Below are 22,428 nucleotides of genomic sequence, written 5' to 3' on the forward strand. Positions count from 1 at the left end.
TTGGGCATTTTTTAATTTCATTACAAAATAAGCAATGACAAAGAACACGTCTAATACGGAATAGGTATGACGAGCCGTTAAAACCAACCATTGGTGTTTAACGGCTTTTTCTTAGGTTTATGTTCATTCCCAAGTTCATAAGCCGCTTTAAGAGCTTTCGCAATATGAGGGTTTTTCTCTAAATCCAGCTGATGCCTCTCAGCAATTTCTTGTAAGTACGCATCAGGCCCTATTTTTTGATAAAAATCGAGAAAGGTTTCAACATGTATTGGTAAATTCGGCAATGCCGATTCAATACTTGATTGAAAACGAATCACTTCAATCTCACTAGATTCCAACATTTCAAATTTATACGAAATCACATCCAAGTCATTCTCTTTTGCCATACGACTTGGAAGTTGTTCCAAAAATAAATCGACATCATCAATATAATGTGGCAAATCAATTTCGGATTCATAATGGAAAGTTTCACCACGAAAATCGAAGCTTGCCCTAACCGTCATAGTAGGTTTCACAAAATTTGTCATAGCATTCCCAATCAGTGTGTTAACTTCATAAAGACTTGCGGTAACAGTTCAGGTAATTTCTCTACATGGTCAATAACCGTATATTGATTACCAAACACATCCGCCACATACTCATCGGCCTTAGGGTCAACCGTAATGCAGTAAGAGTAAATCCCTTTACTTTGCAACTCTTCAACCGCTTTATGGGTATCTTGAATGAGCGTTTGCGGGTCTTTAGCATCAATATCCGCAGGTTCACCATCTGTTAACACCAGCATCAACTTCTTCTCAGCTTGCTGAGCTTCAAGATAGTGTGCCGCATGACGCATGGCCGCTCCCATTCGAGTTGAATAGGACGCTTCCATACCAGCAATACGCGCTTTTACCTCATCAGTATAGCCTTCGGAATACCCTTTAATATGCTGATAACGCACTTCATGGCGAGTATCCGAACAGAAACCAGCGATAGCAAATTTATCACCCAACTGTTCAACTGTCCAAGCGGTAATTGCCAAAGCTTCTTCCGAAAGCTCTAACAGCGTTTGCCCAGTTTCTTGGTTGCGTTCATTTAACGATTGCGATGTATCCACTAATAACATCACCGCAATATTGCGACTATCGGTTGTATGACTATAGTTAATACGTGGGTCTGGAGCTTGCCCACTCTTAAAGTCAATAATAGAGCGAATCGCCACATCCAAATCCAGCTCTTCGCCCTCCTCTTGGAAACGAATACGCTTTTTATTTTGTGGCTTCAACATCTCAATCATTTTTTTCAAACGTTTGGCTAGGTCACCATGTTTTTCCATCAAGCGGTCAATCTTACCTGCATCACCCGATGGGTGAAGACGCTCATAAACCGTTGTCCAATCAGGACGATAACCTTCCGAAATGTAATCCCATTCATCATAATGACGTGGTGGTAAACCACCTTCATTTTGAACGACTTTCTCTTCGTTTTCATATTCGTTTGGCATGATTTCATCAGGCTCGTCATACTCTTCATAGAAGAACCAGATATAACGGTTGTCATCTCGATAAGAGATTTCAGTATCATCAAAGAATACTTTAGGCATGCTGTCTGATGACTGTTTTCGCGACTTCACATAAAAATCAATTCCTAACTCAGCCATATCTGCTGTCGTGGAATCTTCACCTTTGTCTGCCATCACCTTATGGAAACGCGCACGAAACTCTTCTAGCAGAGGGTTTTCTGGGTCAAAGTTCTCATCGAGTAAAGCACGAGACATACGCGTGGCGCGGTAACGTAAACAAGAAAACTTAGCATCATCACAAGCGCCTTTTTCAGGATAAGGATGTAAAGCCATGAACAGTTTCTTTAAACCTGGATACTTTTGGATTGCCAGATATTCAACACGACTGTCTTCAAATACTGAAATAAACAGCTGCATATGTGGCGCATAGTTATCTGCCATGAGCTTACCAGACCACTTAAAGTGAGCCATCATATGTGCAAGCGTAGCACGAAAACGATCCATACCAGAAACGCCATTCTCTGCATCGTACACATCTGGTACAGCGATGATGTCATCATCCAGATAAGGCACAGGCTTACGCAACTGGTCAAACGCTGTCGCAAAGGTTTGGAAAGGTAAATCACAATCCCACATGCAGCTCTTTAGCATATCCATGTGACGTTCCACATCCTTAAAGGTCGTACCCTTGCGCTCACGGGTGATAATGCTCTTAGCATCATGCGATTCTAGCTCAAAATAAGCAATCTGCTCATCTGGAGCATTCAAATAGTTACGCGCACCATAGTCTATAAAATTACGAATACCATTCAGACACAACTTGGAAATAAGTTGTGGCATGGAGTTCATTAACGACACCATACCTGGGCTTTCATGTATAGAATGATGCCCATGAATCACCGTCTGAGTCTTATCGACATACTCATCAATAATATCGAAATACAACTGTAAATCTTCAATTCGATCAATGCGACGACAAACGTGCCCTAATGTAGATAAGAAAGGAACCAAGGCTTTTTTATTAGGACTACGTGCCATTAAATAAGCAAAGTCGGCAACCATTTTGTTGGTACCTTGGCCAAAATGCGATGCGATATCTGGCATCACTTCCATATAAACCAGCACAGGCTCAACACCTTGACCGATTTTACACAAGAAGTTAGCACCATCTAAATAGGCCTGGACACCTTCTGCTGATAATTTTGAATCAGCATAGTCAATCAGTTCTGGAAACAGCTCGACTGCTTTTGGAAACTTACAGGTAAACTTTTCCTGATATTCAGCAAATAATTCTTCATTCATAACAAATTCTCTTTTACCTCGAAGGCACGAAGACACGAAGAGGATAAATTTTAGGAGAGCCTTACCGACTAAGTAGAGTAACCACGAGACACCCTAGAATTAATTTCATTAATTAATCTTCGTGTCTTCGTGTCTTCGTGGTTCTATGAATAAACTATTTTTTAACCAAATATCATCTGAATGGCGTTATCAAGCGTTTCGCGGATGTCTGCATCATCTGTAATCGGACGAACCAACGCCATCTTACAAGCTTCAACTGGTGTAATACCCTGGTTGATTAACGTCGCTGCATAAACCATCAAACGAGTAGAGATACCCTCATCCAAACCGTGACCTTTTAGGTTACGAGCCGTTTCTGCAATTTGAACAAGTTTCTTAGCGGTCGCTTCATCAACCCCACCCTCTTTCTGAAGGATATGCGCTTCCACTTCTGCACTTGCGTAATCAAAATCTAATGCACAAAAACGCTGCTTGGTAGATTGTTTTAAATCTTTCATTAAAGATTGATAACCAGGGTTATAAGAGATAACCAATTGGAAATCTGGGTGTGCTTTGATTAACTCACCTTTTTTATCTAGAGATAGTTCACGACGGTGATCCGTTAAGGCGTGAATAACAACCATCGTGTCTTGACGTGCTTCAACCACTTCATCCAAATAACAGATTGCACCATAGCGTGCCGCCATCGTCAGAGGACCATCAACCCAACGTGTTCCGTTAGCATCAAGAAGGTAGCGACCAACCAAATCGGAAGCGGTAATATCTTCGTTACAAGAAACAGTGATGATAGGCTTACCTAATTTCCAAGCCATGTGCTCAACAAAACGAGATTTACCACAACCAGTTGGCCCTTTCACCATCACTGGTAAACGTGCAGCATAAGCCGCTTCGTAAAGCTCAACTTCATTTGATTGAGCATCATAAAATGGTTCGTTATCAATTTTGTATTGTGAAATATCCATGTCTGTTCCCCGTAACATTAATGGTTTGTGAAAAGTGATTTAGCACTCTATTTTCAATAGAAAACACAGTGATAAATAACCTTGAGAAAGGTCTATATTGTGCATTAAAAAAAACCCCTGCTCGAAAGCAGAGGTTCCTTTTGGTTGTTCCAATAAGATTCGTAAACGAATTTCTTATTTGTGAACGCCCAATTTTTCACGCCAATCTGGGTAGATTTTATCTGCATCACCAGGGAATGATTCGAACGCACGAGCAAATTCTGGATGCTCTTTAGCGTATTCGATTGGATCTGCACCAGTCTTCCAGCAGTCATAAGCCTGACCTAGAGAGATACCACCAGCAGCTGGGCTGTCGATGTGACCGAATGAACCACCACCACAAGTGTTGATTACGTTACCGTGACCTAGGTTTTCGAAGAAACCAGGTAGACGTAGCGCGTTCATACCACCAGAGATGATTGGAGTAGTAGGCTTCATGCCGTACCACTTCTGATAGAAGTAGTGACCTTGACACTCATCACGCTCAAGCATGTATGCTAAAACGCGCTCATCACCGTGACCTTCCATTTTACCGTAACCCATAGTACCAGTGTGGATACCAGAAGCACCCATAAGACGAGATAACTTCATGTAACATAGTGGATCCATACCCATTGGTGACTTGTAAGAAGTCAACGCACCGTGACCAGCACGGTGGAAGTGTAGGTAAGTATCAGGGAAAGCACGACGTGCAGTTGTAACACCAGCTGGTCCAGTTACGAAACCGTCAACTAGGAATGCAACGTGTTTTTCGTTACCGTACTTAGCAAACTGTTCTAGGATGTAGTCACCACGCTTGATCATTTCTGTATGCCAGTCAGCAGTTACGTTAGCAGAGAAAAGCTTAGCTTGACCTGTTGCTTGCTGTGCACGATCCATAGTTTCTGCAACCATAGGAATAACTGTTTCCATTGGGCAGAAAGGCTGGTTAGCTTGTGGCTCATCGTTTTTGATGAAATCACCACCAAGCCAGAAGTCATAACATGCCTTAGCGAATGGCTCAGGACGTAGACCAAGCTTAGGCTTGATGATAGTACCAGCGATGTAACCACCATCAACTTCTGGACGACCTAATACGCGCCATAGGTCAGAGATATCAGTCGCAGGACCGTCAAACTTCTTAACCATTTGCTCTGGAACCAAGAAATCTAACATACGTAGACCTTCGTGGTCACCCATACCTTGGTTGTTACCTAAAATTAGAGACCACATATGAGAAACATTGTAGAAACCATCAATTAGGTTAGGATCAAATAGAGGTACTGGGTAAGCGATCTTCATCAGACCACCTTTTTCACCAAATGCAGCTTCGTCGATTTCATAAACTAATGCATCAACACCACGTGTGAAATCATCTGTAGTAGAAACTTCTACGTTAGTACCTGTTGAAGACTCAGCTGCAACGTGAGCAGCAACTTCAAGGAAACCGTAACCAGCAGCTGGTTTAAGACGGTATGCAACTAATAGGTGATTACCATCAGCAATCAATTTCTCTTCTGAAAGAGTTAAGTCAGCGTAACGATTCGACTGATCCATTTTCTATACCTCAATTTTGGGGTTTGTGATGAAATTCACTGCCCTTAATTTTTAGTTAAATCTTTGATACTTCAAATCATTTAAGAAGTATTAAATTTGATTTAACCCCGAAACGAGAGACCATTATAGAGAGCTAAGCGATAAGTTCAAATCAATAATTTTGATTAAACCTATAGCTTTAAGACTATAGAAAATACATTTTTATTTGAAGTTTATTGATAACAAAACAGACATGTAAAGTTCACGAACCCCTTATCAAAATTCGTTAAAGGCCTTCTGACTCAGCGTTTGGCCTTCTACTTTAAGTAGTTCTATTAATTTTTCTGCCGCAATGGAGAGCACTTTACCCTTTGGATAAGCCAAGTACCAATGACGATTGATCGGAAACCCCTTTACATCAAGGATTTTTATCTTACCTTGGCCAATCTCTTCCATTAAAGTTGGAACGGAGGCAACTGTCACACCTAAGTTCTGCAATAAACCCAAACGTATCGCCTCATTTCCACCTAAAACCATTTTAATATGTGGTTGAAACTCAAACTCAGCAAACACTTTATCTATTTGGGCGCGAATACCTGACCCCGTTTCACGCATTAAAAACGGTTCATTGGCCAGATCGGTAATATTTAATTTCTTACCTACTAAAGGATGATTTGCATTGGCCACAAAGGCAAGTGGGTTAACCGCCAACTGAGAAGATTCAACGTTAAGCTCTTCAGTTGGCTGGCCTAACAGATAGAAATCGTCACTATTTTTTGCAATTCTTTCTAAGAGCGTCTCTTTGTTACCCACACGTAATAAGATGGTCACATCGGGATAAGCCTGGGTGAATTCATGAATGACTTTAGGCACAAAATACTGAGCTGTTGAGATCACTGCAAGCTTAACACTACCGCCCGAAAACCCTTTAAGATGATTAATCTTTTGCTCTGTTATAGATAACTGTTTGAGAATGATATCCGTAGACTCGTAGAGTATTTTGCCCGCATCCGTTAAATAGACCTTACGCCCGATTTGTTCAAACAGCGGCGTATCTAAAGCCTCACTGAGCTTTTTAACCTGCATTGAAACAGTGGGTTGAGTTAAATGCAACTCTTCAGCAGCTCTAGAAAAGCTATTATGCCTCGCAATGCTTTCAAACACTTGTAACTGTCTTAAAGTGGCGTTTCGAGCAAGAACGGATATTTTTTCAGGCATTAGAGACTACCTATCAATAAGAATTTTTATGAATATTTTATGACAAAAAAACAGGTTTAACGTGTATCAGACATAACTAATAGTTTATTAATATCCACAGCATTCACAAAATCTAAAAAAGCTTCTGCAGCTGGAACCAATGATTTTCCCGACATTTTGGCCACATACCAATCACGGGTAACAGGAAAACCTTCTACATCCAACACATCAATATGTCGATAGCGAGTTTCTAAGCGAATCGCTTGCTTTGGTAAAACTGAAATACCTAGCCCAGCCATTACAGCTTGTTTAATACTTTCTGTACTGCCCAGCTCCATATAAGGCTCTAAATCAATACCATTTTCTTTAAATCTATCCTCAACAGAATCCCGAATACCAGACCCTTTCTCACGCATCAAAAAGCGTTCATTTGACAAGGCCGTAATTGGAATTTTTTTCTCCTTAGAGAGGGGATGTTTTGAGGGCGCCGCGACCACAAGTTCATTTTGAAAAAAGGGAAAGGCATCCATTTTTAAGTCCTCAGGAACCCGTCCCATAATCGACAAATCATACTGATTATGCTTGAGCTCATCGAGGATTCGGCGTCTATTGATAACCGTTATCATTGGCTTAACATCAGGAAAACGGTTCAAAAAAGCTTTGAGAATATAAGGCATAAAATATTTGGCTGGTGTGACAACGGCAATACGAAGTTCACCATCAATACGAGCCTGCTCAGATTTGATACTGACATTGAGTTCTTTTAGCTCATCTAATATCTTCTGGCAACTCTTATACATATGTTCACCAGGCCTGGTAAGAAACAATTTTTTACCCACTACCTCAATAAATTTGACATCATTATTCTCTTCTAAACGCTTCACTTGGATCGAAACGGCAGGCTGAGTAAGACTCAATTCCTCAGCCGCTTTGGTATAACTCAAGTTGCGTGCAACCGCTTCAAATATACGGATTTGTTGGGCAGTAACATGGAGATTATGCATAGTAAAATTTGATCCTAGCCATTGTAAATTGATGAATTTCAGACTTTTCTATTATATACATTTGTATATGTTGTGCATAACAATCGCTGTATTGCCAAGATTGAAGAAAGTTTTTAACATGGGCAGCAACTGAAAACGAAGGGACGACTTCCCAACTTAATAAACGATTTTCAGATTACAGTTTTTTTAACCTAAATGAGGTAGAACATGGCTAAGACTTACAATGCCGGTGTAAAAGAATACCGCGAAACTTATTGGATGCCAGATTACGAGCCAAAAGACTCAGATTTTCTAGCATGTTTTAAAGTAACTCCACAGGATGGTGTTCCGCGTGAAGAGATCGCAGCAGCTGTTGCGGCAGAATCTTCAACAGGTACATGGACAACTGTTTGGACTGACTTATTAACTGACCTTGACTATTATAAAGGTCGTGCGTATAGAATTGAAGACGTTCCTGGTGACGATACTTGTTTCTACGCTTTCATTGCATACCCAATCGATCTTTTCGAAGAAGGTTCAGTTGTATCTGTAATGACTTCATTAGTTGGTAACGTTTTCGGATTTAAAGCACTACGTGCTTGTCGTCTAGAAGATATCCGTTTCCCACTAGCGTATGTTATGACTTGTGGTGGACCTCCACACGGTATCCAAGTAGAACGTGACAAAATGGACAAGTATGGTCGTCCAATGTTAGGTTGTACTATCAAACCTAAGCTAGGTCTTTCTGCTAAGAACTACGGTCGTGCAGTATATGAGTGCCTACGTGGTGGTCTTGACTTCACTAAAGATGATGAAAACGTAACTTCACAGCCATTCATGCGTTGGAGAGATCGTTTCCTATTCTGTCAGGAAGGTATCGAGAAAGCTCAAGCTGAAACTGGTGAGAAAAAAGGTCACTACTTAAACGTTACTGCTGGTACGCCAGAAGAAATGTATGAGCGTGCTGAATTCGCTAAAGAGATTGGTACGCCAATCATCATGCACGATTACCTAACTGGTGGTTTCACTGCTAACACTGGTCTAGCTAACTACTGCCGTAAAAACGGTCTGTTGTTACACATTCACCGCGCAATGCACGGTGTAATTGACCGTAACCCACACCACGGTATTCACTTCCGTGTTTTAACTAAAGCTCTACGTCTATCTGGTGGTGATCACTTACACTCAGGTACAGTTGTAGGTAAGTTAGAAGGTGACCGTGAAGCAACTCTAGGTTGGATCGATATCATGCGTGATTCTTTCATTCCTGAAGATCGTGCTCGTGGAATCATGTTCGATCAAGACTTCGGTGCAATGCCTGGTGTTATTCCAGTTGCATCTGGTGGTATTCACGTATGGCACATGCCTGCTCTTGTTACTATCTTCGGTGATGACTCTGTTCTTCAGTTCGGTGGTGGTACTTTAGGTCACCCATGGGGTAACGCCGCTGGTGCAGCTGCTAACCGTGTTGCGTTGGAAGCTTGTGTACAAGCTCGTAACGAAGGTCGTGAAGTTGAGAAAGAAGGTAAAGATATCCTTACTAACGCTGCTAAAGATAGCCCAGAACTTAAGATCGCTATGGAAACTTGGAAAGAAATCAAGTTCGAATTCGACACAGTTGACAAGCTTGACGTTAAGCATAAGTAATTGAAATTTAGGAGAATATACCAATGAGTGTACAAGATTACCCTTCAAGAATCTCTGACCCTAAGTCACGTAAGGCTGAGACTTTCTCATACCTTCCGTCTATGAGTGCTGACCAAGTTAAAGCTCAGGTTCAGTACATCATCGATAAAGGTTGGAACCCAGCTATCGAACATTCAGAGCCAGAGCGTGCTACTGATTACTACTGGTACATGTGGAAACTTCCAATGTTCGGTGAAACTTCTGCAGACGCAGTACTTGCTGAAGTTGATAACTGCATCAAAGCTAACCCAAACAACCACGTTCGTTTGATTGGTTATGATAACTTTGCGCAGTCTCAAGGTGCTAACATGCTTGTTAAGCGTGGTGATATGTAATAACAGCGTGTTACGCTCTTATTGATATCAGGTGTTCTTTATAAACTTACCAGGCCTGGTAAGTTTATAAACCACCAACCTTTTAGACTAGAAAAGCTTTTTCTAGTCTATCCAAATTCTGAGAAATGCCTATACAATTAAGTCTAGGCCTTTCTTAACCAAGTTTGCTAAATCACTTTTATACCTCACGATTTAGTAACACGGGTCGGCTGGCCCCGAAACTGGCCGACCTTTCACTTTAGATTTGTTTATTTCTAATAAGTGAACAAATCTAAAAGTTTGAAAACTCTTTTTTGAATTTGTCATGCTAACGGAGAAACCCCATGTCAGAAGTCAATGCATTAGATCCATCTCAATACCTAATTAAAGAAGAACCTTTCTACCGCCCTGTTGCGGATGAAATTGAGTTATTTGAATCTGGTTACGCTTCGCGTATGCCTATCATGCTTAAAGGTCCTACTGGTTGTGGTAAATCACGTTTTGTTGAGTATATGGCTCATAAACTAAACAAGCCTCTAATTACGGTTGCTTGTAACGAGGACATGACCGCATCTGATTTAGTAGGTCGTTTCTTAATCGATATCAACGGTACTCGTTGGCAGGATGGTCCTTTGACAGTTGCTGCTCGTATCGGTGCTATCTGTTATTTGGATGAGGTGGTTGAAGCACGTCAAGATACTACCGTTGTTATTCACCCGCTGACGGATCACCGTCGCATTTTACCTTTGGATAAAAAAGGTGAATTGGTTGAAGCTCACCCTGATTTCCAGTTGGTTATCTCTTATAACCCTGGTTACCAGTCAATGATGAAAGACTTAAAACAATCGACTAAGCAACGTTTTGGTGGTTTCCGTTTTGACTATCCTGAAGCAGCGATTGAAGCAGACATCGTAGCTAAAGAAGCAGGAATCGATGCAGCAACCGCTGAGAAATTGGTTCAAATCGCTCAACGCTCTCGTAACCTGAAAGGTCACGGATTGGATGAAGGTATCTCTACTCGTCTATTGGTTTACGCAGCACAATTAATCAATAAAGGTGTAGACCCTAAGAAAGCTTGTACTATGGCGCTTATCACTCCATTAACGGATGATGATGATATTTTAGATACGTTATTAACAACAGTAGATACATTTTTTGAATAAAGCCACCAGGCCTGGTAACTCTTAGCTGAAGATGTAGCCAGGCACTCAGTTGAATTTAAAAATGTATAGGATAATGTTATGAGTTTTGATCTAGAAGAAGTCAAAGCATCATTGATTAAAAGCGTTCCTCAACTAGAGGATATGCTTGACTCTTTGATACAAGAAGCTTCTCACTACATGAATGAGCACTCTCGAGAAGAGTGGTTAGACAACGCCAATGCGCTTGCCTATCTTGGTAAAGGGCAAGATGTTGTAGTGAGTTATCTTGAAGCAGTTCCACAAGTTATTGCTAAGGTTGAAGACGAGATTCTGGACGATATCCATGAAAACGTAATGAAACTATCATCAGTAACTTCTGGTGAAGTCATTGCGCTCGTTTTGGATTCATTGCCGACCATTGCCGATAAAACACGTGATATCGATCTGACCAGACAATATCTAGCTCTGATTTATCAAATTGGTTCTAAAACACCTCGTGGCATGCGTCCAATGTTAGCCAATATGGATGAGCTTATGTCTAAGCTGACTGTATCTGGTTTACGTCGTTGGGCTCAATGGGGTGCGCAAGCACACGCCCGTAACTTCCCTGCGCAAATTAAATACTTTGGTTTAGAGTCTGAAGATTCAAAAGCGGTATTTCAGCAACAGCGTAAGGGTTCATTGTTTATCGATTTCCATCGACCAATCAACTTTTACCTGCGTGCTTTCTGGGCTCGTGATTTTTTTATCCGTCCAGCTGCAGCTGACTTTGAGGACTTTAAACCTTATTTTGAAAAAATGGCTTTACACCTGCCAGACGCCCTAAATGATTTGGGTGACGTATCAGGTGGTGAGCTTTATCGTGCAATGGCAGCGCACTTGGCATCACACGTTTGCTACAGTAAAGCGGCTATTTCAATGGAACAGCTAACACCACAGCAGATGTTTTTTATCGAAATCATCGAAGATGCACGAGTGGAATACAATGCCATTAAGCAGTTCCCAGGGTTACGCAACCTGTGGATGAAAGTCATCAGAGCGAGCCAGGAACAAGTCGATTTAGATCCTAAGTCTAATGCTTATCGCATTGAGCAACTTGCCATTAAACTGATGGACGAACAATACGACCTGCAAGATGAGCAACTGATGATTGTTGCCGATAAGTTCTATTCTGAAATCGAAGACAACCTCGACAATGAAAAATGGTCTTGGGAGTTAGGTGTTTTACTACATAACGTACTCAACATCGCAACCAATAAATGGGTTTCGTTAACAGAGCTGAATAAACAACGTTTTGGCTACCGTGATGATAACCGTTTTGTATGGGCTTCAGAAGAGTGGGCGGAGATGGAAGCAGGCTCGACTGGCTACCAAGAAACCGTTCGCCGTCACGTCTCGGTTATGGAGATGATTAACGAAATAGACTCAGAACTGGTTGATGTTGACCATGATGAAGTTTGGGTACTCGGTTCTGAGTTAATGCCATATGAAGACAACGGTATTTCTTACAATGAAATGGAAGGGATTGAACCTGTTTCAGACCCTTACCACTATCACGAGTGGGATTACCGTGTTCAACTGAACCGTCCTAACTGGGTAACACTGTATGAACGTCGTGCTAAAAAAGGTGATCCTGAACTTTATAATCGTATCTTAGATGCCAATAAAGGGATTGCTCACCGCATTAAACAAATTGTTGATAAATTACAAGCGGTTGGTTTACAACGTATCCGTCGCTTAGAAGACGGTGATGAGTTAGATTTGAATGCTTGTGTTGAGGCCATCACTTCAATCCGTATGGGACAGGAACCTGATCCACGAATTACCATGAAAAATGTGATTCGTAGCCGTGAAGTATCGGTGGTTATCTTATTAGACTTATCTGAATCCACTAATGAGATGGTTGCTGATACGGATAGAACCATTCTGGAAGTAACTCAAGAAGCGGCCATTCTGGTTTCACATGCCATCAATGGTATTGGCGACCAATTTGCTGTACATGGCTTCTCTTCGGATGGTCGTCATGATTTACAGTATGTCCGTTTTAAACAGTTTGATGACTCTTTTGATGCTGACGTTCACGCTCGTTTAGCGGGCATGCAAGGTGGATTATCAACCCGTATGGGTGGAGCGATGCGTCATGCTGGGCACTATCTTGAACAACAGAACAGCAAGCAGAAGCTACTGTTAGTGATTACCGATGGTGAGCCTGCTGATATTGATGAACAAGATGGTCAGTATTTGAAACAGGATGCCAAGAAAGCCGTTGAAGAGCTGCAATCAAAAGGTATTCACTCATACTGCTTAACGATTGACCAATACGCAGATAAATATGTACATAATATCTTTGGACAGAATCGTTATGCTATTGTTGATGACGTAATGAAACTACCAGAGAAGTTACCGCAATTATTTGCCAACCTGACAACTTAATTAGCTTTATTTGCTAATCAAGTCCAAAACCCTAGTCAGGAAACTGGCTAGGGTTTTTTTATACCCAAATTTGATAGAATACATTGCAAATAGTGCAATTAATTAGGATTAAACAATGAACGCAGAACAGTTTAAACAAGCTTTAAATGAGTTTCCAGATGAAAACTATCAAGCCATTATTGATGGCGCCGCTCTAATTGTCTTTGAAGATAAAGCTCTGACCCTTGGAAAATCTCAGCAAGCTTATGTTATTTTTGAAATGGGTGATGAAACGTTTGACTCTTCAGATGCGCTTAAAGCATCACTAATCGAGCGCTCTAATGATTTAATTCAAGAGTACTATCAATACAACCCAATCAGTAAAATGCACTTTAATAACCAGTTAATGAACCTTGTTAAAGAACATGGTGCAAATGCCTTTGTTACCATGCCAGGACAAGAAGCCATTGTTAAGCTTTTTGTTGAAGGCAGTGAAGTGATTGTCGAAACCAATGAAAGCCCTAGATTCAAATATGGCTTTTGCTATGTTTTGAATGAAAAGTTATTGCCGCAAGCTGTCGAAAACAAAGTAAAAAACTGGGTCAGCTCAGGTAGTGCTTATGATGACTATATCAGTGTTAACGTTTGCCGTTTTAGTAGCGCTGATATGGAAGTAGAAGATACCAGTTCTTATTCAGGTTCGTTATAGTTTTGTCATATTTCCACAAAAAAGGGCGGTTTAACCGCCCTTTTTTGTTTCTAACATAACTGAATAACTTTTATTGAGCTAATAAATTACTCAAAACCCTACGGGCATCTTTTGCGAGTTCAGGCTGACTGCCTTCTAACATATTAATAATCGTGATGGTAAGCTCTTGGGCAGCCCCCTCTTTAAATCCACGGTCGTTTTCCAATATCTCAAACACTTGATCTAATGCCTCTTCATACGCATGTTCAGCAACATAACATACTGCTAAATAAAGCCGAGCTTCATAATCTTCTGGGGTCTCTTCAACTGTTTTTAGCAGACTTACCAGGCCTGGTGTCTTGGTCGCTAAATCCTTAAATGTCATTTGCCCTATAATCGCCTTGCCGATTTCTGAATTTTTATCTTTGTCTGGTAAACGATTAAACAGCGATTTCGCTTCTGTAAGTTCATTTATGTCGAGCAATATTTGAATCATATCTAACGCGACACGCGTATTGCTAGGATCGCTCTGAATCGCTTCAGTCAGTAACTTAATCGCCCCTGCAGTATCTCCATTTAAATGACTTGTCTTAGCTTGTTCACGCATCTCATCTGATGCCTTATAAATACCGTAGGATTTTAATAAGGCGGCCAATTCAGCTTCTTCAAGCAATCCAACTTCTTGATGAACCATCTCTCCATCTTTAAATACTTTTAAAGTTGGTACATTAACAATCTCATATTGCTCACGTAAATCTGTTTCCATATCAATATCTACACGTGCCAATAGAAACTGCCCTGCAAAGTCCTCTGCAAAGTTAGTAAGCAGGTTTTCTAACTGAATACACATACCCAAACTCGGACTCATAAAAAGAGTGAAAACAGGAAGCTTATACGAATTCATTAAAACAACTGAATTAAAGTTACTTTGAGAAATTTCAAAGTTTAATACTTGATTACTACTCATTTTGGTACCTGTGTAACGAATTATTTATCCTATTATAACAGTGCTTTTAAACGGAACTATTACATGCCGTTATGTTCTTTATAAACCATTCCTGTAATAAACCCTAGATACAAAAAAGCCCGCATGAAGCGGGCCTTTAATCAATTCATAACTAACGGTTATTATTTAACAGTTTGGTTTAATGAACCAGAAGCGTAACGGGCTTGCATCTCTTCTAAACCAAGTGACTTGATTTTAGAACCGTGACCAGCACAACCAAATGCTTCAAAACGTGCTTTACAGATTTCCATCATCGCATTTTCTGCCGCATTGTAGAATTTACGAGGATCGAAGTTAGACGTATTTTCTGAAAGGTGCTTACGGATTGCACCAGTAGAAGCCATACGTAAGTCAGTATCGATGTTTACTTTACGAACACCATATTTAATACCTTCAACGATTGCTTCAACAGGAACACCATAAGTTTGACCCATATCACCACCGTAGTTGTTGATGATTTCTAACCACTCTTCAGGAACAGAAGAAGAACCGTGCATTACGATGTGAGTATCAGGAATACGCTCGTGGATTTTTTTGATTTGGTCAATTTTTAGTACATCATCAGAAGGCTTAGAAGTAAACTTGTAAGCACCGTGAGAAGTACCAACCGCAACTGCTAAACAGTCAACGTTAGTATCTTTAACAAACTGTGCCGCTTCTTCAGGATCCGTTAATAGGCTATGCATATCTAACTTCTCGTCAGAACCGTGACCATCTTCTTCACCCATCATTCCAGTTTCCAATGAACCTAGGCACCCTAGTTCACCTTCAACAGAAACACCACCAGCGTGAGCGATTTTAACCACTTCAGCAGTGATACCCGCATTGTACTCATAAGAAGCAGGAGTCTTCATATCAGCTTCTAAAGAACCATCCATCATTACAGATGTGAAACCAGACTGGATTGCACGTAGACATACGCCAACATCAGAACCGTGATCCTGGTGCATTACAACTGGAACGTTAGGGAACATTTCAACCGCAGCAGCGATCATGTGACGAAGCATTGGCTCACCAGCGTACTTACGTGCACCTGCAGAACCCTGAAGGATTACTGGAGAATCTACAGCGTCAGCAGCGCGCATGATGGCACGAACTTGTTCCATGTTGTTTACGTTAAACGCAGGCATACCGAAGTTATTTTCTGCTGCGTAGTCCATTAATTCACGAAGTGTAATCATCGCCATGTGCGAGACTCCTCTAGTTGGTTTTCAAAAAAGTTATCTTTGTATTTTAACAAGCTTTTCATAAACTCGCCAATTTGAATTCACTCAAAATCTCTTTAGTTGAGTGCTTCTAACAAAGCTTAAAATTATGGAAGTTTTACAATTTCCATTTTGTTTGTTCCACCCATAGTGCCATTAACTTCACCACGAGTCATAAGAATAAGATCACCAGATTTAGCGATACCAAATTCTTTAATGCGATCCATAATCGATGCTTTGACTTCTTCATCATTTAAACCATCATAAGTCAGGCTTGATGGATATACACCACGGAAAAGAGTTACTTTACGACGTGTATCCAAGTGCGGTGTCATTGCAATAATCGGCATACCTGAACTGATACGTGACATCAATAATGCCGTGTTACCTGATTCAGTTAACGCTGCAATACATTTCACATCAAAGTGGTTAGCCGCATACATAGTTGCCATTGCAATGGTTTCATCCACCGCCGTGAATGATTCATCAATACGGTGAGTAGATTCACGAGAAGTGCGTGACTTCTCTGCTTCACGACAGATATTTCCCATGGTTTCAATAACCAAACTTGGAGAATGTCCAGTTGCTGTTTCACCAGAAAGCATAACCGCATCTGTACCATCCATTACCGCATTAGCTACGTCAAATACTTCTGCACGAGTAGGGATAGCATTATCAATCATCGTTTCCATCATCTGTGTAGCCGTAATAGTGACACGGTTAAGCTGACGAGCACGTTTGATCATTTTTTTCTGTAATGCAGGTAATTGTGCATCACCGACTTCTACACCTAAGTCACCACGAGCAATCATGATAACGTCAGAAGCTAGGATAATACCGTCAAGAGTCGCATCGTCTGCAACCGCTTCCGCACGTTCTACTTTAGAAACAATGCTACAGTTCAAGCCTGCTTTAGAAGCTAAAGAGCGGCAATATTCAACATCTTCTGCAGAACGTGGGAAAGACAATGCTAGATAATCTGCATTAATTTCAGCTGCCGTAATAATGTCTTCTTTATCTTTATCCGTTAGAGCCGCGGCCGATAAACCACCACCAGCAAGGTTAATACCCTTGTTGTTAGATAGAGCACCACCCACAATCGTGGTGGTATTAACACGCTCACCTTCTACATTATCTACTTGAAAAACCAAGCGGCCATCGTCAAGCAGTAACTTATCACCAGGCTTTACATCATAAGGTAGGTTTTTGTAGGTCAAACCAACTTCATGTTGATTACCGTCGTTATTACCTACCCCGTTATCAAATGCAAATTTATCACCTGCCTGTAAGAAAACTTTGTCATCCGCAAATCGTGCAATACGAATTTTAGGCCCTTGAAGGTCAACGAGAACACCCACTTGTCTATCGAACTTTTCAGCGATATCACGAACCGCTTGAGCACGTTCGATATGTTCTTGAGGATTACCGTGAGACATATTGATACGTACAACGTCTACACCTGCTTTAATAATTTTTTCTAATTCACCTTCACGATCCGTAGCAGGACCTAAAGTTGCAACAATTTTTGTTCTTCTTAAACCACTTGGCATTTTGTTTTTTCTACCTTATAAAAATTTGAACTTGTTAGTGTCCAAAAAAGATGTCTCGCAAAATAAACTCCGACCTAACTTAACAGCCAATCTTTTGGCTGAGGTGTCTAAAGTGTTATTTACCGAGTCACCCTCTTTAGTGAACCTTTTTAATCTAACAAAGTTATATGACAATAAAATTAAAACGACTCAAAGCCTTTGAATCGTTTAGTTTTACCAGGCCTGGTAGATTCAACCTTACCAGGCCTGGTAACTTATTCGTAAAACGAATTATTTTGCAGCTGCAGCTTCTAACATAGTAACTGCTGGTAGCTCTTTACCTTCTAAGAATTCCAAGAAAGCACCGCCACCCGTAGAGATGTAAGAAACTTTATCTGCAATGTTGTACTTATCGATAGCCGCTAAAGTATCACCACCACCTGCGATAGAGAAAGCTGAAGATTCCGCAATCGCCATAGAGATCGCTTTAGTTCCTTCACCAAACTGATCGAATTCGAAAACACCTACTGGACCGTTCCATACAACAGTTCCCGCGTTTTTGATGATTTCCGCTAGTTCAGCCGCTGAATCAGGACCGATATCGAAAATCATATCGTCATCAGAAACTTCAGAAACATTTTTAGTTTCTGCAGCTGCAGACTCAGAGAATTCTTTACCACAAACAACGTCAGAAGCTAAAGGAATCGCCGCACCACGTGCTTCCATGATTTCGTTTAGTTTCTTACAAGTAGGGACTAGGTCCGTTTCAGAAAGTGATTTACCAACGTTATAACCTGCCGCTTCGATGAACGTGTTAGCAATACCACCACCTACAACTAACTGATCAACTTTCTCAGAAAGTGACTCAAGAACCGTTAACTTAGTAGAAACTTTAGAACCACCAACAATCGCAACCATTGGACGAGCTGGGTTATGTAAAGCCTTACCTAGAGCATCTAATTCTGCTGCCAATAAAGGACCTGCACAAGCCGTATCAGCATATGCACCTGCACCATGAGTAGAAGCTTGAGCACGGTGAGCCGTACCGAAAGCATCCATTACATAAACATCACAAAGTGCTGCGTATTTTTTAGATAATTCTTCAGTGTTTTTCTTCTCACCAACGTTGAAACGAACGTTTTCTAAAAGAACCACTTCACCGTCAGCGACATCAAAACCACCATCTAGGTAATCTTTAACAAGACGAACTTCTTTACCTAGTTTAGCTGAAAGATCAGCCGCAACAGGAGCAAGAGAGAACTCTTCTTCATATTCACCTTCAGTAGGACGTCCAAGGTGAGACATTAGCATTACCTTAGCACCAGCGTCAGCTGCCATTTTGATTGTAGGTAATGAAGCACGGATACGCGCATCAGAAGTTACTTTACCGTCTTTAACTGGAACGTTAAGGTCTTCACGAATCAATACGCGTTTACCAGCTAAATCTAGATCAGACATCTTAATTACAGACATGTTGAGTCCTCAAGTTTAAGGCTGTTTACAGAAATGTAACAGCATTCGATTAACAATTAAATTTACTTTTTTATACTCAGAAAAAACCAAATACAAACAAGAAAATTTAATTTGGAGAGATAACTCCCTCCAAATTAATAACAATAAGAGTTGCTGTAAAGCAACAAGAATGGAATTTGTGAGTTCAGTGGTGCTGGTAATTCAAGGCTGGCGGAGGGCGTGTGCAAATGGCACACAACCGACAACTAACGCAGAAGTACCAGTGCTAATGAACTCACAAAACCATTACTTGCCTACGTGCTCTACTACTCTCATCATGTTGCATGTATAGCCGTACTCGTTATCGTACCAAGCAACCACTTTAACGAAAGTAGAATCTAGAGCGATACCTGCTTTAGCGTCGAAGATAGATGGGTGAGAATCACCACGGAAATCAGTAGAAACGTTCGCTTCTTCTGTGTAACCTAATACACCTGCCATTTCACCTTCAGAAGCTTTCTTCATTGCTGCACAAATATCTTCGTATGAAGCTTCTTTGTTTAGTTCAACTGTTAAGTCAACAACAGAAACGTCAGAAGTAGGTACACGGAAAGCCATACCAGTTAATTTACCGTTAAGTTCTGGAAGAACAACACCTACCGCTTTAGCCGCACCCGTTGAAGATGGAATGATATTCTCAAGAATACCACGACCACCACGCCAGTCTTTCATTGAAGGACCATCAACAGTTTTCTGAGTAGCTGTTGCAGCGTGAACAGTAGTCATAAGACCACGTTTGATACCGAAGTTGTCGTTAAGTACTTTAGCAACAGGAGCTAGACCGTTAGTTGTACAAGAAGCCGCAGAAACGATTGCTTCACCTTTATATTCGTTATGGTTAACACCATATACGAACATTGGAGTGTGATCTTTAGAAGGAGCAGACTGAACTACTTTCTTAGCACCCGCTTCGATGTGTGCTTGACAAGATTCTTCAGTTAGGAAGAAACCAGTACATTCGATAACTAGGTCAGCACCTACATCAGACCAAGCTAGGTCAGCTGGGTTACGCTCAGCTGTGATACGGATAGTCTTACCGTTAACAACTAGGTTTCCGTCTTTAACTTCAACTTCACCGTCAAAACGTCCGTGTACTGAATCATACTTTAGCATGTATGCTAGGTATTCAGGATCTAGTAAGTCATTGATTGCAACAACTTCGATGTTTTGAAAATCTTGTGCTGCTGCACGGAAAGCCATACGACCGATACGGCCGAAACCGTTAATACCAACTTTAATAGTCATTGAGTTTTACTCCAATTGTTACCAGGCCTGCTAAATAATTACCAGGCCTGACTTAATAAAAAATTTAAAGATTTATCTAGTAAACAACTTAGCCATCATTAAAAGATGGCTAATGGATTATTTACCTAATACTTTTTTCGCTGTAGCAACAACGTTCTCTACTGTGAAACCGAACTCTTTGAATAGCTCGTCAGCTGGTGCTGATTCACCGAAAGTAGTCATACAAACTGTACCACCCTCAAGACCAACGTATTTATACCAACCGTCAGCCACACCCGCTTCGATTGCAACACGCTTAACACCTGGAATAAGTACAGAATCTTTATACGCTTGATCTTGCTCATCATAAGCATCAGTACAAGGCATAGAAACGATACGAACGTTTTCCTCCATTGCTTCAGCCGCTTCAACCGCTAGACCCACTTCAGAACCTGTAGCGATAAAGATAATATCTGGCGTACCAGCAGTATCTTTAAGTACATAACCACCTTTTTCGATGTTCTTAACTTGCTCAGGTGTACGCTCCATTGGCTCAAGAGCCTGACGAGAGAATACTAATGCCGTTGGTGCGTCACTACGCATGATGGCACGTTTCCAAGAAACTGCCGACTCAACCGCATCACAACCACGCCAAGTTTGGAAGTTAGGGATAACACGCATTGTCGCTAACTGCTCAACAGGCTGGTGAGTAGGACCATCTTCACCTAGACCGATAGAGTCATGAGTGTAAACATAGATAGTACCGATTTTCATCAATGCAGACATTCTTAGCGCGTTTCTCATAAACTCCATAAACATGAAGAATGTTCCACCGAATACTTTGAAACCACCGTGAAGAACCATACCGTTCATCATGTGAGCCATACCGAATTCACGAACACCCCAAGACAGGTAGTTACCGTTCGCGTTTTCTTTGTTTACCTTAACCATCTTAGACCAGTTAGTTAAGTTAGAACCTGTTAAGTCAGCAGAACCACCGAACATCTCTGGTAATAAGTTACCTAGCTCTTCGATTGTTTTCTGTGAAGCTTGACGAGAAGCTAACTTAGGCATCTCTGCTTGAGTCTTAGCGATGAACGCATCCATATCCATTTCAAAGTTAGCTGGTAATTCACCAGACATACGACGAACAAACTCAGCTGCTTCAGCTGGGTAAGCCGCTTTATAAGCTGCAAACTTCTCATTCCAAGCCGCTTCATCTTTAGCGCCTTGTGCTTTATGATCCCAACCAGCATAGATATCTTCAGGAATTTCAAACGGAGCTGCAGTCCAACCTAGTTCTTTACGAACTAAATCAATCTCGTCGTCACCTAAAGGTGCACCGTGACAAGAGTAAGTACCACACTTGTTAGGAGAACCGAAACCGATTACCGTCTTAGTACAGATTAAAGTAGGCTTATCAGTTACTTTCTTAGCTTCTTCGATTGCTGCATTGATTGCATCAGCATCATGACCATCAACGTTAGGAATAACGTGCCAATCATAAGATACGAAACGACCAGGAACACCTTTTTCCATCCAGTCACCGATATTACCATCGATAGAGATATCGTTGTCATCCCAGAAAGCGATTAACTTACCAAGACCTAAAGTACCTGCCATTGCACACGCTTCGTGTGAAAGACCTTCCATTAAACAACCATCACCCATGAATACATAAGTGTTGTGATCTACGATTTCGTGACCAGGCTTATTAAACTGTGCCGCTAAAGTGCGCTCAGCGATTGCCATACCAACAGCGTTGGTAATACCCTGACCTAGAGGACCTGTAGTCGTTTCAATCCCTTCTGCATAACCATACTCTGGGTGACCAGCCGTCTTAGCGTGTAGCTGACGGAACTGTTTGATGTCGTCCATGCTTAGGTCGTAACCAGATAGGTGTAATAGAGAATACATAAGCATTGAACCATGACCGTTTGAAAGTACAAAACGATCGCGGTCTGCCCACTTAGAGTTTGTCGGATTGAATTTCATGTGGCTGTTCCACAATACTTCAGCGATATCCGCCATACCCATTGGAGCACCTGGGTGACCAGAATTTGCTTTTTGAACTGCATCCATACTTAACGCACGGATTGCATTTGCTAAATCTCTACGAGTTGCCATACAACTTCCTCAACTATTTTAAAAATTCGGTACTTGCGGGATAAACTTATTGAAGTTTCAGAGGGTTAATATCAACATCATCTG

The 22,428-nt window shown here is 41.1% G+C and carries 17 protein-coding genes; 5 read left to right on the top strand and 12 right to left on the bottom strand.

Annotated elements, in window-relative coordinates:
• Window positions 1-77: 77 nt before the first annotated feature.
• The 6 genes from A379_RS05540 to A379_RS05565 form a co-directional block, all read right to left on the bottom strand.
• Window positions 78-527, bottom strand: a complete 450-nt coding sequence (locus tag A379_RS05540) for a hypothetical protein (protein WP_040726528.1) — start codon at window positions 525-527, stop codon at window positions 78-80.
• A gap of 11 nt (window positions 528-538) precedes the next feature.
• Window positions 539-2,803 (bottom strand): nitric oxide reductase activation protein NorD, encoded by a 2,265-nt coding sequence (locus tag A379_RS05545; protein WP_040726530.1) that lies wholly within the window; start codon window positions 2,801-2,803, stop codon window positions 539-541.
• Between the two features lie 161 nt (window positions 2,804-2,964).
• Window positions 2,965-3,765, bottom strand: coding sequence for a CbbQ/NirQ/NorQ/GpvN family protein (locus tag A379_RS05550; protein ID WP_106381686.1), 801 nt, complete (start codon window positions 3,763-3,765; stop codon window positions 2,965-2,967).
• A gap of 174 nt (window positions 3,766-3,939) precedes the next feature.
• Window positions 3,940-5,340, bottom strand: coding sequence for a ribulose-bisphosphate carboxylase (locus tag A379_RS05555; RefSeq protein WP_040726535.1), 1,401 nt, complete (start codon window positions 5,338-5,340; stop codon window positions 3,940-3,942).
• A gap of 255 nt (window positions 5,341-5,595) precedes the next feature.
• On the bottom strand, window positions 5,596-6,537 hold the full coding sequence (locus A379_RS05560; RefSeq protein ID WP_040726540.1) for a LysR family transcriptional regulator: 942 nt from the start codon (window positions 6,535-6,537) through the stop codon (window positions 5,596-5,598).
• Between the two features lie 56 nt (window positions 6,538-6,593).
• Window positions 6,594-7,520: a LysR family transcriptional regulator gene (locus A379_RS05565; RefSeq protein WP_040726546.1), complete on the bottom strand. Its 927-nt coding sequence runs from the start codon at window positions 7,518-7,520 to the stop codon at window positions 6,594-6,596.
• A 207-nt stretch (window positions 7,521-7,727) separates the two neighbouring features.
• Between A379_RS05565 and A379_RS05570 the strand changes: the two genes are divergently transcribed.
• The 5 genes from A379_RS05570 to A379_RS05590 all read left to right on the top strand — a co-directional run bounded on the left by A379_RS05570 (window position 7,728) and on the right by A379_RS05590 (window position 13,762).
• Entirely contained in the window at window positions 7,728-9,146 is a 1,419-nt protein-coding gene (locus A379_RS05570; protein WP_040726547.1) for a form I ribulose bisphosphate carboxylase large subunit, read from the top strand.
• Between the two features lie 23 nt (window positions 9,147-9,169).
• Window positions 9,170-9,520, top strand: coding sequence for a ribulose bisphosphate carboxylase small subunit (locus tag A379_RS05575; RefSeq protein WP_040726549.1), 351 nt, complete (start codon window positions 9,170-9,172; stop codon window positions 9,518-9,520).
• A 323-nt stretch (window positions 9,521-9,843) separates the two neighbouring features.
• A complete protein-coding gene (locus tag A379_RS05580; protein ID WP_040726551.1) occupies window positions 9,844-10,662 on the top strand; it encodes a CbbQ/NirQ/NorQ/GpvN family protein in 819 nt (272 codons plus the stop codon).
• A 78-nt stretch (window positions 10,663-10,740) separates the two neighbouring features.
• Window positions 10,741-13,074 (top strand): nitric oxide reductase activation protein NorD, encoded by a 2,334-nt coding sequence (locus A379_RS05585; RefSeq protein WP_040726554.1) that lies wholly within the window; start codon window positions 10,741-10,743, stop codon window positions 13,072-13,074.
• Between the two features lie 115 nt (window positions 13,075-13,189).
• A complete protein-coding gene (locus A379_RS05590) occupies window positions 13,190-13,762 on the top strand; it encodes a hypothetical protein (RefSeq protein WP_040726555.1) in 573 nt (190 codons plus the stop codon).
• Window positions 13,763-13,832: 70 nt separating this feature from the next.
• On the opposite strand, the gene A379_RS05595 is transcribed toward A379_RS05590, so the two are convergent.
• From A379_RS05595 to tkt, 6 genes are all read right to left on the bottom strand, one after another.
• Window positions 13,833-14,708 carry a tetratricopeptide repeat protein gene (locus A379_RS05595; RefSeq protein WP_040726560.1) on the bottom strand — a complete coding sequence of 292 codons (876 nt, stop codon included), beginning with the start codon at window positions 14,706-14,708 and terminating at the stop codon, window positions 13,833-13,835.
• A 161-nt stretch (window positions 14,709-14,869) separates the two neighbouring features.
• Window positions 14,870-15,934 carry a class II fructose-bisphosphate aldolase gene (gene fba, locus A379_RS05600; RefSeq protein ID WP_040726562.1) on the bottom strand — a complete coding sequence of 355 codons (1,065 nt, stop codon included), beginning with the start codon at window positions 15,932-15,934 and terminating at the stop codon, window positions 14,870-14,872.
• 125 nt (window positions 15,935-16,059) lie between these two features.
• Window positions 16,060-17,502 (bottom strand): pyruvate kinase, encoded by a 1,443-nt coding sequence (pyk, locus tag A379_RS05605; RefSeq protein ID WP_040726563.1) that lies wholly within the window; start codon window positions 17,500-17,502, stop codon window positions 16,060-16,062.
• A 270-nt stretch (window positions 17,503-17,772) separates the two neighbouring features.
• Entirely contained in the window at window positions 17,773-18,954 is a 1,182-nt protein-coding gene (locus A379_RS05610; protein WP_040726567.1) for a phosphoglycerate kinase, read from the bottom strand.
• A gap of 285 nt (window positions 18,955-19,239) precedes the next feature.
• Window positions 19,240-20,238 (bottom strand): type I glyceraldehyde-3-phosphate dehydrogenase, encoded by a 999-nt coding sequence (gene gap / locus A379_RS05615; RefSeq protein WP_040726568.1) that lies wholly within the window; start codon window positions 20,236-20,238, stop codon window positions 19,240-19,242.
• 117 nt (window positions 20,239-20,355) lie between these two features.
• Entirely contained in the window at window positions 20,356-22,344 is a 1,989-nt protein-coding gene (gene tkt / locus A379_RS05620; RefSeq protein ID WP_040726570.1) for a transketolase, read from the bottom strand.
• Window positions 22,345-22,428 lie beyond the last annotated feature (84 nt).

The sequence above is a fragment of the Thiomicrorhabdus sp. Kp2 genome (genome assembly GCF_000478585.1).
In the GTDB taxonomy this organism is placed as follows: Bacteria; Pseudomonadota; Gammaproteobacteria; order Thiomicrospirales; family Thiomicrospiraceae; genus Thiomicrorhabdus.